Genomic DNA, 12,473 nt, shown 5'->3' on the forward strand with positions numbered 1-12,473 from the left:
AGTCGAGCTTGGCATCGAACCGCCGACACCACCATGATGGTGCGATGAGCTGCTCCGGAATGCCGTATGCGTACCGTGTTAAAGTTCACGGCGGCTCGGGCTCTGCTGTCCAGCGGAGATTACCGGCACGCACCGTCATCGAAAGTCGATCCAGCTGATGCCGATTCCCACCGCCCACCCCAACGGCTCGCCCGCGGGTGCGACCAACGGACGCCCCGCTCGGCCGGGCGCCGACCAGCCGCACGCGGTATCGGTCGTGGTGCCGATCTATCGGGGCGAAGAAACCATCGGTGGACTTGTCGAAGAACTGCACCGGCTGACCGATCCCACCGACACTCCCGGCGGCGTCGCCTTCACGGTCGGCGAGATCATCCTGGTACACGACCACGGTCCCGACCGCTCCGATGTGGTGCTGCAGGAACTCGAGCAGACGTATCCGGAGGTCCGCGTCGTCTGGCTCAGCCGCAACTTCGGGCAGGACGCCGCAACCATCGCCGGAATGTCGGCCGCCCGGGGCGACTGGATCGTCACCATGGACGAGGACGGCCAGCACGATCCCGCCTTCATCGGCGCATTCCTGGACGCGGCCCTGACCGAGCGCGCCGATCTGGTCTATTCGAAGCCGACCAACACCCGCCCGCACGGATTCCTGCGCAATATCACCTCGCGCGGCGCGAAGGTGGTGCTCGCGACGATCTTCGCCTTCCCGGACTCCACCCGATTCGAAAGCTACCGGCTGATCCGCGGCGATATCGGCCGCCAACTCGCCGAGGTCGCCTCCAACGGCGCCTACCTCGACGTCGCGCTGACCTGGGTGGTCGGCACCGTCGCCCAGGTGCCGGTGACCTTGCGCGCCGAGGGCCGTGAGGACTCCGGCTACAACTATCGCCGTCTGTTCTCGCTGTTCTGGAAAATGGTTCTGTGCAGCGGAACCCGGGGCCTGCGGCTGGTCAGCCTGCTCGGGGTAACCCTCGCGCTGGCCGGTGGCGTGATGGCCGCCTTCGTCGTATACGAGGCGCTCACCGCCGATAATTGGGCGCCCGAGGGCTGGGCCTCGATGATCGTCGTGCTGCTGCTATGTTCGGGAACGATCTTGTTCTCGCTGGGACTCATCGCCGAATACCTCGGTGTGGCTTTGCATATCCTCGTCGGCAAGCCGTTGTACCTGACCGTCGGTTCGCCGACGCCGCGCCCGGCGGATAACCGAGAAATGACCACAACCGCCGCCAGCAGGGAGAACGACCAGGTTGAGCACTGACCGAGTCATCTTCAGCCGCCCGTTCCGGGCCCGCCGCGAACTGGCCAATCTGGAGGCCGTTCTCGCCTCCGACCACAGTCACGGCGACGGGCGGTTCACCGCCTCGGCCACCGCGAAGCTGAAGACCATCACCGAGGCGCCGCATGCGCTGCTGACGACCTCGTGCACCTCCGCACTGGAGATGGCGGGTCTGCTGCTCGAGCTCGGCCCCGACGACGAGGTGATCGTGCCGAGTTTCGCGTTCACGTCGACCGCGACGGCCATGGCACTGCGCGGCGCCACCTGTGTCTTCGCCGATATCGACCCGGAAACAGGCAATTTGGATCCCGAATCGGTCGCCGCGGTGATCACCGAGCGAACCAAGGCCGTTGTGGTCATCCACTACGGCGGGGTGGCCGCCGATATGGCCGGGCTGCTCGCACTCGCCGACGCGCACGGCATCGCCATTGTGGAGGACAATGCGCACGGCCTCGGCGGCCGGTGGCGCGATCGCCCACTGGGCACCCTCGGCACCCTCGGTACGCTCAGCTTCCACGACACCAAGAACGTGCACTGCGGCGAGGGCGGTGCACTACTGCTCACCGACGAGATCCTCATGTCGCGCGCCGAGATCATCCGCGAGAAGGGCACCGACCGCGCTCGTTTCCTGCGCGGCGCGGTGGACAAGTACTCCTGGCAGGATATCGGCTCCAGCTATCTGCCCAGCGAGCTCAACGCGGCGGTGCTGGACGCGCAGCTGGACGAATTCGAGACGATCCAGACCGGACGGCACCGGGTTTGGGACGCGTACGCCGCCGCACTGCCGGACTGGGCCCGCCGCAACGATGTCCGGCTCATGGCGGTGCCCGAGGACCGAACACATACCGCGCATCTGTACTACCTGCGCACACCTACCGAGCGGCAGCGCGACGATCTGATCGCACATCTGGCCGCACGCGGTATTTCGGCGCCGTTCCACTATGTTCCGCTGGATTCCAGCCCGGCCGGACTCAAACTGGGCCGCACCCCGAAGCCCTGTCTGCGCAGCGCCGAATTCTCGGGAACCGTTGTTCGCCTGCCACTTTGGCCCGACCTCACCGACGATCAGATCGCCAGGGTCATCGACGCCGTCACCGCATACACCGTTTAGGCGAGCGCCGGGCCCGCCTCACGCGGTGAGCACGAACAGCTTCTCCCTGCCACCGGCGATCAGCGACCGCTGTACCACGCGCGCCTCGTAACCGCGGAAGAACGCGTCCAGAGTCGCCTCGCTGAACCGGCGCGCCTGTGCGCCGTCGCCCGCATCGGTGAACCGCTGGCCGATCGCGGCGAGCACCCGATTGTCGCTTGTGGCCAAGTTGCGAATCGGCTCCGCGATGATCACCTGCTTTCCCGCCGCCGCCAGCATCCGATCGATGACCGGAGCAGGTTCGGGCAGAAAGTGATACAGGCTCGACTGCATGATGACGTAATCGGCCTCGGGCAGTGGGGTATCGGAACGCAAGTTCCACACCACGCCGCGTCCACCCGCCCGGGCCAGCCTGGCGATGAATCGGCCGTTGAGGTCGAGTCCGGCGTATTCGATGGACCGGTCGCGCAGGTAGCGGGTGTACAGCGTCGCGGGCCCACAGCACAGGTCGACCACGCTGGCGCCATCGGGCACGAGTTCGGCTATCGCGCGATACCGAGCGGGGTAGTGCCGCCCATACAGCCCCCGCATCAACAGCTCGTAGATGGTTCCGCTGCGGTAGATAAGGCTCGGTCTCACTGCACCCCTGAACAGTTGTCGACGTGGCAACTACGCCACCCGGATGCGCCGGGCAGCCCGCGAGGAACCGCCCTCTTGGTAATGAATCAACCGACTCGCCAACACGATCCGGCGCGTCAAGCGTACAAGCCTACGGCTGCCGCTGCTGAGCGGCCGCTTCCTCGCGGATTTCGCGCAGTCTGGTCGCCGCATCCTTCGTGGGACGGGGCGGGAGCGCGGGTGGCGGGTGGCCGGCAGCTGTGGCGCTTCGGTCCCGGTGGCTTTGGCTTTGCCGCGACTGCCGACGTAGAGCCGGAACACGCCGTAACCGGCTAACAGCAGGATCGCCAGTGGCACCAGGGACAGCACCAGACTCTTCACGAACCCGATCACCATCAGCGCACCCAGCAGTGCCAATATGCCGACGCCCAGCTTGACCTTCCACGACATCTCGAAACCTCCGTTGTCGCCGCGGACCTGGCGTCCACGCTACCCCGCCGTTCCGGCCGAAAACCGGAACGACGGGGGACGGGCTCACTCGGTGCCGAAGATGTTTGCGGCCTCGTCCTCGGTGAGGATTTCGTACGCGTCGGATTCCCGGTTGTACCACCAGGTATCAGGTCCCGGCCGCGGGCGGCCCGCCGCCTGCACGGCCCGCGTCGACGGGCGGTAGGAGGAACTGCGCGGGATCTCGTCGACGACGTACACGATGTCGGGCCGCTGGTCCGGATCGAGTGCGCGCACCGCCTCGGTCACGTCCTTGGGTTCCAGCCGGAAACCGTTGCGGACGCTGACCGCCGCCGCCGCCACCGCATGCTCGCCGGCGGGCAGTTCGTACGCGACCTCCATATCGACCGCGGTGATGTCGTTGAGCACGTCGACGATGGGCTGGGTGAAGACCGGACCGCGTTCGGTGTGAATCACCGTGTCCGTGCGATCGACCAGCCAGTAGTCGCCGTCGCTGTCGCGGCGGAAGAGGTTTTCCGTCGGCATCCACGCATCGCCCGCGGTGAATACCCCGCGGAACCCGCCGTCGGAGAGGTCTACGCCATCGGTCGCCTTGCCGATCAGCAGACCGACCTCGTTATCCGCGCACCGACGCGCGAAGCCCGACCCGTCGGTCTGAATCTGTTCGGTGACCGGGTCGTAGGCGACCAACTCCACCTTGGCGGTGCCGGGCACGGGACGGCCCTTGCAGCCCGCCTTCACACCGGCCACATTGGCCAGCACCACGTCGCCCTCGATGGAGGCGTAGAACTCGAGCACCCGAGCAGGCGCGAACTGCTCGGTCGTGCGTCGCCACAAGCCCGCGGGCATGCCCGAGCCGATGAACAGGCGGATAGGGTGCCAAGCTGGGGTGGCAGTCGGCGGAGCCGACGCGGTGGGTGAACGCAGTCCGGACGAGAAGACTTCGGCGTCGAGAATGTCGCGCAGCATGGTCCAGGTGTAGGTGACCACCGTGACGCCGTAGCGATGCACCTCCTCGCCGAAACTGGTCGGATCCAGCGACCTGGCCAACGCGATCCGGCTGCCGCCCGCGATCGCGCCGCCGAGGCTCACCAGCAGACCGGACGAATGATGCAGCGGCGCAAGGCAGTAGACGGTGTCCTTGCGATCCAGATCGGCCGAGGTCGCGGTGCCGAAGGCCGACAGCGCCCAACGGTGGTTGGTGATGTATTTGGTCTCCAGCCGGTCACCGGTGCCGGTGACGAGCACGAACGCCAATTCCCGCGCCAGACCCGGATCCGGGCGATACCAGGCTGGCAGCTCCACCTGCGTCGGATCGATCTGTTCCAGGTCGATCACGTCTTCGCTCAACGGAATATCGAGAGCGCGCGCGGCGCCGCCGCCGAGCACCAGGACCCGCGTACCGGTAGCCGCCGCCGCTCGCAGATTCTCCGGATCCGAGACCAGGGCTTTGATGCCGGTGAGTTCGATGGCCCGCTCCAACTCGCTACCGGGGGCGAGTAATACGGACACCGCACCGATACGGGACAGCGCGGCGACGGTGGCCAGCGCGCTCGGCCTGGTCTCCATCACCACACCGACGCGCATGGCCGGGCGGATGCCGACGGAGATGAGCCCGCGCACGACATTATCGATGCGCACGTTCACTGCGGCGTTGGTGTGCACGCGATCGTCGAAGAGGAACAGATCGCGCAGCGGCGCCCGCCGCGCCTGCTCGGCGACCAGTCGCCCCAACGAGATGCGGGTATGCGGCTGGATCATGCCGAGCCGGGTCAGTCGCGGCAGTGCGCGTGCGGCTTCACCGGCGAGTTCGATCGACCCGCGCACGGTATTGCTGGCCAAGCCCTCCAGCACCTTGCCGACGCCCGCGCCCGCCTCGGCCAGGGTGGCCGCGGTGTGCACGACTCGTGTGGCCGCCGAATTCGGTCGGTTGGTCGCCACATGTTCGGTCATCGGCGCGATCTCCGGCGGCAGCGGCTGATCGCCGTCCATCCAATCGATCCACTGACGCACGAGCGGCCAGGTGTGCCTGGTCGCCATGCTGCCCGCGACGAGGCCGAAATGTCCTGCCACCAAACTGGCTTCGTATACCTCCGCGTTGGGCGCGGCCCGGACAATACCGCGCACCGCGGCGGGTTGGCCGATATCGTCGACCTCGCCGACGAACGCCAGGATCGGGCACTTCAGTTCGGCCAGTGAAATCGGGTGGCCCCGGATCACGAAGCCGCCGAGCATCATTCGGTTGTGCGCGACGAACTGCTTGAGCAGATCCGCCGCCGCCGGACCGGCGTAGCCGACCCAACCGTCATTATTGAGGAACCGACGCTGACGTTCCTTGGGTAGTAACGCCTCCCGGTCGTGCAGCTGGCGCAGGAAGTCGATGCGCGATTTGGCGGTCTTCACCGGATCGAGCATCTGGAAGCCGAGCCGGACCATCGAATCGGTGATCGGCAGCCGGGTCACCACATGGTCGGCCAGGAACTCCGCGACATCGGAGACCATGCCGTACGGCAGTCCGAACGGCATACCCGCGACCACATCCACGGGGCTGCCGAAGGTCACGATGCTCTCCACACCCTTACCGGACCGGTAGGCGGTGGCCTGATAGGCGAACATGCCGCCCTGCGAGTACCCCATCAGGTGCACATCGGCGCCGGTCGCTTCGCAGACTGTATCGATGGCGCTGTTGACCGCGAGGACGTGATCGGCCAGATCCCGTTCCCAGCCGCCCTCCTCACTTGCGGGCGAACCGAAATCGATCACCCAGCAGTCGATTCCGCCGCGATGCAGAATGCCGACCGCGCCGTCCTCGGCGTTGACATCCCAGATATCGGCATTGACCATCAGCGGCGGCACCAGGACCGCGACCGGGCGGTGTCCATGGCGGCCGTCCCGGGGCCCTCCGTGGTTACGCACGCTGTCGCCTGCGGGTCCGTCGCTCAGGCCGCGGCTCGGCGTCGGATCGTCGGGGAAGTAATGGCGCAGTCGATACATTCTGCGCCGTTCGACGATCTCGAACGGCGACGACTCGACATCGGTGCTCAACCCGCCGAAGCGGATGACCTCGAGGCCGTTCTGGGCCGTTGCCATCAACCGCTGCACCGACCCGACCACACTTTCCACATTCAACTTCACGATCGCTCCTGGCCCTACCCTGCAAAGTGACCCGCATCACACACCCCGATGTGCTCAGACGAGCTTCCCACACCGTGTATCCATTATGGGGCGGCTGTGACAGGTTCCATGCCAGGTCTGGGCCGATGATGCGGGATGTTCGCGGCGGCGGTGCGCAAAAGATACCGACCGCGCAGCTTGCTCGGTCCGCGCCGATCCATCCAGGGTCGTTATCGGCAGTTATCCGTATCGAGGTCATGTCGTAACCATCCGAAAAACAGACCAGCATTCTCGTGGCTTCTTCTTCGAGATTCGCGTGCGCACAGCATCTTTCGCGGTTTAGGATCGAAGCCGTTCGGAACGCAATGTCGCGTAAGCCAATTCGCACGGGAGAGTCGGTTACCGTCTGCATGCCTCGGTCCCGCCACTTCTCTCGGCAACCATGCCGCCATACCCAGCAGGCCTGCCGCCTGTCGAATTGTTGTGCACCACCGCCGATTTCGAAATGCGATCGACAACAAATACAGCACAATCGACCGTCTCGGTGACCATCTCAGGTGAGGACAACGCATGACCATCGAAATGCCAGTCCAAACAGAAACCAACGGGCACAAGAGCCTCAGCACCGGTGCCGCCCACCAGCTCGCGCACACCACAAAATCCGAGCCGCAGATGCAGGGCATCACCTCGCGCTGGCTCACCCGTGCGTTGCCGTGGACGCAGGTCAACGGTGGTATTTATCGTGTGAACCGACGGTTGACCCACACCGTGGGCAACGGTGAGGTCGAGTTCGTCATCGACGGCTCGCAAGCCAGAGTGATCCCGATGGAACTCACCGAACTTCCGCAATTGCGAGACTTCGACGACGAAGACGCGCTGCGGGCACTGGCCCAGCGTTTCGAGCAGCGTGACCTCGAACCCGGTACGGTGGTCGCCGAATTCGGCAATCCGATGAATCAGGTCATGCTGATCGTGCACGGCAAGCTCAGCAAGATCGGCACCGGTGAATTCGGCGAGCAAACCAAGCTCGGCATGCTGGGCGGCGGCGATTTCTTCGGCGATGAAACCCTCATCGACGGGTCCGGAATTTGGCCGGTGACCGTCAAAACCATCACTCAGACCACAATGCTGGTGCTGCCCCGGCAAAGGCTCGAGGAAATGCTCGAGAACACCCCGGCGCTGCGCGAGCAATTGTCCCGTATCGCCGACGCACCGGCGCGCCCGCAAAATACCAAGGGCGAGGCGAATATCGAGATCTCCTCGGGCCACTTCGGTGAGCCGTTGCTGACAGGCACCTTCGTCGACCTCGACGCCGCCCCGCGCGAATACGAGCTCAGCCTGGCCCAGAGCGTGCTGCGGGTGCACACGCGCGTCGCCGACCTGTTCAACGATCCGATGAACCAGGTCGAACAGCAGCTGCGGCTGACCATCGAGGCGCTCTACGAGCGACGCGAGAGCGACCTGGTCAACAATCCCGATTTCGGGTTGCTGCACAATTGCGACCTGAAACAGCGCATCTACAGCGAGTCCGGCGCACCGACGCCGGACGATATGGATGAGCTGTTGAGTATGCGGCGCAGTACGAAACTGTTTCTGGCACATCCGAAGGCGATCGCCGCCTTCGGTCGTGAATGTAGTAAGCGCGGTTTGTATCCGGATCCGGTCGAGGTGGACGGGCACCGCGTGTTCGCCTGGCGTGGCGTCCCGATCTACCCGTGCAGCAAGATCCCGGTCAGCGATACCCAAACCACCTCGATTCTTGCCATGCGCACCGGCGAGAAGGATCAGGGCGTCATCGGCCTGCACCAGACCGGAATTCCGGACGAATACGAGCCGAGCCTGAACGTCCGCTTCAAGGGCATCGACGACCAGTCGATCATCTCCTACCTGGTCAGCTGCTACTACTCGGCGGCCGTGCTGGTGCCGGACGCGCTGGGCGTGCTCGACAACGTCCTGGTCGCCCGGCAGGCGGACTGACCGGGGTGATGACCGATGTCGGTGCTCTCGCGCGCCTCGGCACCACCCGCCACCCACGAGGTGGCCGCCGCTGTCGCGGCACTGCTGTCCAACCTCGATACCCCTACTCCCCCGATACTCCCGCTGGAGGTTTCGGAACCGGAAACCACGACTCCACCTGAAAACGCCGAGATACCGGAAAGTACGGAATTACCCGAATGCACAGCAATACCCGAATCATCCGAAACCCAGGTGGTGGAGACTGATTCGCCAGAACTGGACCTACCTACCCAACCTGAGACGGTTGTTCCGCGGAGCCTGCGCGGACCCAGCGGCCTGGGCGCGGCTGCAGTCCTACTTCCGACGTCCACCACCACCCAAGCGGGACTACCTACTACTGAGGTACCCGACCCCGCACGCACACCTACTATCCGGGCGGCTGGTCTCCAGCCGCCACCGGTGGCGTTCAACGCCACATCGATCGCTGTCGGCGTGGCGCAGGGGGCTGCGCCGGCAGCAATCGAATCGGAACCTCCTCGGAGACGAATTCCATTCGGCCCCACCGGATTAGGTACCGCATCGGCCTACCTGCACGGCACCGCGGCACCGATTCCACCCCTGTACTGTCCACCGCCGTTGCGCGATGATCCGGCGTTGGCCGAACTGGTCAACGACGGGCTCATCGACTGGGCGCGCGATATCGGCCTTTACGCAGGGCGCCTGGACGAACTGCGCGATGCCGACTTCGGCCGATTGATCATGCTCGCCCATCCGGATAGCAACGATCCCAACCGGCTGCTCGCGGCCGCGAAATGCGCGGTCTCCGAATGGTCGGTCGACGATTACTACTGCGAGGAAGGAGCCGATGAGACCGCACCCGACGGCACGCCGTCCAGCGCCGAGGCCGAACTCGGCCCCCGCCTCGAATTGGCCGCCGCCGCAATGGATCCCGTCCATCTTCCGGCGCGCTACCAGCAACAGTTGGAACGAGCGTCGCAGGCCGATCCGATCCTGCGCGCGTTTCGTACGTCCTTCGAGCATCTGTCCCGGTATGCGACCCCGGCACAGCTTGCTCGATTGCGTACCGAGATCGCCGGATGGTTCATCGCGCTCGGCGCGGAGGCGGGCTGGCGGGCCGCACACCGGATGCCACCGGTGTGGGAGTACCTCACCAATCGGCGGCCGCACAGTTTTCTGCCGTGTATGGCGCCGATCGATGTGGTCGGCGGCTATGAACTCCAAGCCGCCGAGTACACCGATCCGCGGGTGCGCCGGGTCGTCACCACTGCCGCACTCGCCAGTCAGATGGTGAACGATCTGTATTCGATGGCGCGCGAAGACCGTTCCGACGGTCGGGAATTCAACCTGCCGACGGTCTTGGCCGCCGAGGAGCGCTGCTCCCGGCGCGAGGCGGTGCTGCGCACCGCCATCGTGCACGACGAACTGGTGCACCGATTCGAACAGGAGGCCGGTCCACTGGCCGCGGCCGGATCGGCCGAATTGCGCCGATTCCTCGGCGGGCTCTGGGCATGGATGGGCGGCAACCGCGCCTGGCATGCCGCGAGCAAGCGCTACAACGAGTCGAATTAGCCAGTACCGCAACGAAATCAGTAGTACCGCAACACGAGAGGATGATCAGGCATGACCATGCTCAATCCCGACACGGGGTCCGTCCTGCGCACCAGCTACCAGAAGGCCGTTGCCGAGTACTGGAACAACAACCCGAATGACGACCGGGTCAATACCAGACTCGGTGAGGTCGACGGGCTGTTCCACCACCACTACGGTATCGGCGAACCCGATCAGGCGGCGTTGGCCGGGCCGGCGGATTCTCGCGAAGAACGGCTCGTCAAGGAATTACACCGCCTCGAGACCGCACAGGCCTCGCTGCTGCTGGACCACCTCGGTGATATCCGGCCCGGCGATCGGTTGATGGACGGCGGATCAGGCCGCGGTGGTACGAGTTTTATGGCCAATCAGCGCTTCGGTTGTCAGGTCGACGGCGTCACCATTTCCGAATATCAGGTCGGCTTCGCCAATGATCAGGCCGCCCATCGCGGTGTCGCGGACAAGGTGCGCTTCCATTTCCGGAATATGCTCGATACCGGTTTCGACACCGGAGCCATGCGCGGCATCTGGACCAACGAGACCACCATGTATGTCGCGCTCGGCGAGCTGTTCGAGGAGTTCTCCAGGCTGCTCGAACCCGGCGGTCGCTACGTCTGCATCACCGGCTGCTCCAATGATGTCAACGGCGGACGCTCGGCCTCGGTCAGCTGGATCGACGCCCATTACGGCTGCATGATTCATCCGCGCAGCGAGTATTTCCGGGCTTTGGCCGACAACAATCTGGTGCCGGTCAATGTGATCGATCTGACCGCCGCCACGATTCCCTACTGGGAGCTGCGCACCGAATCCGAGCTGGCGACCGGGGTGGAGAAGCCGTTCCTGACCGCCTACAAGGAGGGCAGCTTCCAATACCTGCTGATTGCCGCCGATAAGGTGGGGCGATGAGCGAGCGGATCATGGGCGCAGCACCATCGGTCACAGCGGAGGCGAACGCCAGCGAGGTGGAGGCATGAGCCAGCGAATCATGGGCGCAACACCATCGGTCACAGCGGAGGCGAGCGCTAGCGAGGTGGAGCTGTGACCGAAACGCTGGCCAAACCGATCACCGACCGTGAGGCCCTGCCCGTCGAGCTCGTGGACAAGGCCGGGCGCGCGGTCGGTGCGTGCCCGGTGGCGCAGGCGCATACCGCGCCTGGGCTGCTGCACCGCGCGTTCTCGGTGCTGCTGTACGACGATGCAGGTCGGGTGCTGTTGCAGCAGCGCGCTGCGGTCAAGACTCGGTTCCCGCTGCTGTGGGCGAACACCGCCTGCGGTCATCCCGCGCCGGGCGAGCCGGTAGCGGCGGCCGCGGCGGTCCGGTTGGCCGAGGAGTTGGGGTTGGCCACCGCGCTGACAGAGGTCGGCATCTTCCGGTATCACGCGCAGGATTCCGCGACCGGTCGAGTGGAGCACGAATGGGATCATGTGCTCATCGGACGGCTGAATGCCGAGTTCCTACGGTCCGCGGCGCCACGGCCGGATCCGGCGGAGGTCGCCGACTATGCGTGGATCCAGCCGGAGGCGCTGCGGGATGCGATCGCCGACGATCCGGGGAGCTACACCCCGTGGTTGCTCGGTGTGCTCGATATCGCGGAAGAAGCTTTTCGGGTCATCTGAAGGTCAGCCGATGCCGGTACGTAGGCCGAGGCCGAGGCAGTCACCGATCATCTCCGGCGTCATTTCTTAGTCGGTGGTGATCCGCGCGTAGCTGCCTCGGCCGAGTCCGCGGGTGGCCTGGAGTGGGCCGGCAAGTCGGCGCGAGCGCGTCCCTCTCCTTGCTGGTTTTTGGTGAGACATATGTCTTGGCTGACTTTCGAGTGTCACCTGACATGTTCTGATGCGCATATCTACGTTTCAGCAAGTATTTCTGCGGATACACGGCACTTGTAACACCGAACAAAGCCTTCGAGAAATCACAGGAACGACACAGGGTGCGAACAGGAGCGACTCGGATCCTGGATCACATACGAGGTCTTGAATTCAGCGAGGTGCACGATGGTCGAAGTCGAAGTCACAGACGATAAGGTGACGGTTCATGTGCTCGGCGGGCACCGACTACTGGCGCTGCGCGAGCACGTGACCTTCGATCTAGCCGATATCAAAGGGGTGACCCCCGCCCCGGTCGATCTGCGCCCGCCGTGGGTCCGCGCACCCGGCACCTTCTTTCCCGGTGTGATCGCTGCGGGGACCTATCGCGGCAGAGGGCGAAAAGAGTTCTGGGACACCAGGTTCGACGGCCAAGCCATTCTCATCGACCTCGCCGGTCCGGGGTTCACCCGTCTCGTAGTCGATGTCGACGATCCCGATGCGGCTATGGAAACCCTGACCGCCGCCGCCTGACCG

10 protein-coding genes are annotated in these 12,473 nt (G+C 65.1%); 7 read left to right on the plus strand and 3 right to left on the minus strand.

Going from position 1 to position 12,473, the window contains the following annotated elements:
* Positions 1-157: 157 nt before the first annotated feature.
* Positions 158-1,258, plus strand: coding sequence for a glycosyltransferase family 2 protein (locus tag AB0J47_RS27760; protein ID WP_364352113.1), 1,101 nt, complete (start codon positions 158-160; stop codon positions 1,256-1,258).
* Positions 1,248-2,387 carry a dTDP-4-amino-4,6-dideoxygalactose transaminase gene (gene rffA, locus AB0J47_RS27765; protein WP_364352116.1) on the plus strand — a complete coding sequence of 380 codons (1,140 nt, stop codon included), beginning with the start codon at positions 1,248-1,250 and terminating at the stop codon, positions 2,385-2,387. The genes AB0J47_RS27760 and rffA overlap by 11 nt, the downstream gene beginning before the upstream one ends.
* 18 nt (positions 2,388-2,405) lie before the next feature.
* Here the strand turns inward: rffA and AB0J47_RS27770 are convergent, their stop codons facing one another.
* The 3 genes from AB0J47_RS27770 to AB0J47_RS27780 all read right to left on the minus strand — a co-directional run bounded on the left by AB0J47_RS27770 (position 2,406) and on the right by AB0J47_RS27780 (position 6,587).
* On the minus strand, positions 2,406-3,005 hold the full coding sequence (locus AB0J47_RS27770; protein ID WP_364352119.1) for a methionine biosynthesis protein MetW: 600 nt from the start codon (positions 3,003-3,005) through the stop codon (positions 2,406-2,408).
* A gap of 30 nt (positions 3,006-3,035) precedes the next feature.
* Positions 3,036-3,434 (minus strand): hypothetical protein, encoded by a 399-nt coding sequence (locus AB0J47_RS27775; protein ID WP_364352122.1) that lies wholly within the window; start codon positions 3,432-3,434, stop codon positions 3,036-3,038.
* Between the two features lie 84 nt (positions 3,435-3,518).
* Positions 3,519-6,587: an AMP-binding protein gene (locus tag AB0J47_RS27780; protein WP_364352125.1), complete on the minus strand. Its 3,069-nt coding sequence runs from the start codon at positions 6,585-6,587 to the stop codon at positions 3,519-3,521.
* 549 nt (positions 6,588-7,136) lie between these two features.
* On the opposite strand from AB0J47_RS27780, the gene AB0J47_RS27785 reads away from it, so the two are divergent.
* The 5 genes from AB0J47_RS27785 (at position 7,137) to AB0J47_RS27805 (ending at position 12,470) form a co-directional block, all read left to right on the plus strand.
* Positions 7,137-8,543: a family 2B encapsulin nanocompartment shell protein gene (locus AB0J47_RS27785; RefSeq protein ID WP_364352128.1), complete on the plus strand. Its 1,407-nt coding sequence runs from the start codon at positions 7,137-7,139 to the stop codon at positions 8,541-8,543.
* Between the two features lie 15 nt (positions 8,544-8,558).
* Positions 8,559-10,112 carry a family 2 encapsulin nanocompartment cargo protein terpene cyclase gene (locus tag AB0J47_RS27790; RefSeq protein WP_364352131.1) on the plus strand — a complete coding sequence of 518 codons (1,554 nt, stop codon included), beginning with the start codon at positions 8,559-8,561 and terminating at the stop codon, positions 10,110-10,112.
* A gap of 51 nt (positions 10,113-10,163) precedes the next feature.
* Positions 10,164-11,036, plus strand: a complete 873-nt coding sequence (locus tag AB0J47_RS27795) for a geranyl diphosphate 2-C-methyltransferase (RefSeq protein ID WP_364352134.1) — start codon at positions 10,164-10,166, stop codon at positions 11,034-11,036.
* 132 nt (positions 11,037-11,168) lie between these two features.
* The gene (idi, locus tag AB0J47_RS27800) at positions 11,169-11,747 is read left to right on the plus strand and encodes an isopentenyl-diphosphate Delta-isomerase (protein WP_364352137.1); all 579 of its coding nucleotides are present in this window, start codon (positions 11,169-11,171) and stop codon (positions 11,745-11,747) included.
* A 378-nt stretch (positions 11,748-12,125) separates the two neighbouring features.
* On the plus strand, positions 12,126-12,470 hold the full coding sequence (locus tag AB0J47_RS27805; protein ID WP_364352140.1) for a hypothetical protein: 345 nt from the start codon (positions 12,126-12,128) through the stop codon (positions 12,468-12,470).
* Positions 12,471-12,473: the final 3 nt, after the last annotated feature.

This window comes from Nocardia sp. NPDC049737 (assembly GCF_040674755.1).
GTDB lineage: Bacteria > Actinomycetota > Actinomycetes > Mycobacteriales > Mycobacteriaceae > Nocardia.

Bases quoted from the DNA above. Each gene is read 5' to 3' on its own strand.
- AB0J47_RS27790 (WP_364352131.1), top strand. From the start codon at position 8,559: ATGTCGGTGCTCTCGCGCGCCTCGGCACCACCCGCCACCCACGAGGTG.
- AB0J47_RS27805 (WP_364352140.1), top strand. From the start codon at position 12,126: ATGGTCGAAGTCGAAGTCACAGACGATAAGGTGACGGTTCATGTGCTC.
- AB0J47_RS27795 (WP_364352134.1), top strand. From the start codon at position 10,164: ATGACCATGCTCAATCCCGACACGGGGTCCGTCCTGCGCACCAGCTAC.
- AB0J47_RS27760 (WP_364352113.1), top strand. From the start codon at position 158: ATGCCGATTCCCACCGCCCACCCCAACGGCTCGCCCGCGGGTGCGACC.
- AB0J47_RS27775 (WP_364352122.1), bottom strand. From the start codon at position 3,434: ATGTCGTGGAAGGTCAAGCTGGGCGTCGGCATATTGGCACTGCTGGGT.
- AB0J47_RS27785 (WP_364352128.1), top strand. From the start codon at position 7,137: ATGACCATCGAAATGCCAGTCCAAACAGAAACCAACGGGCACAAGAGC.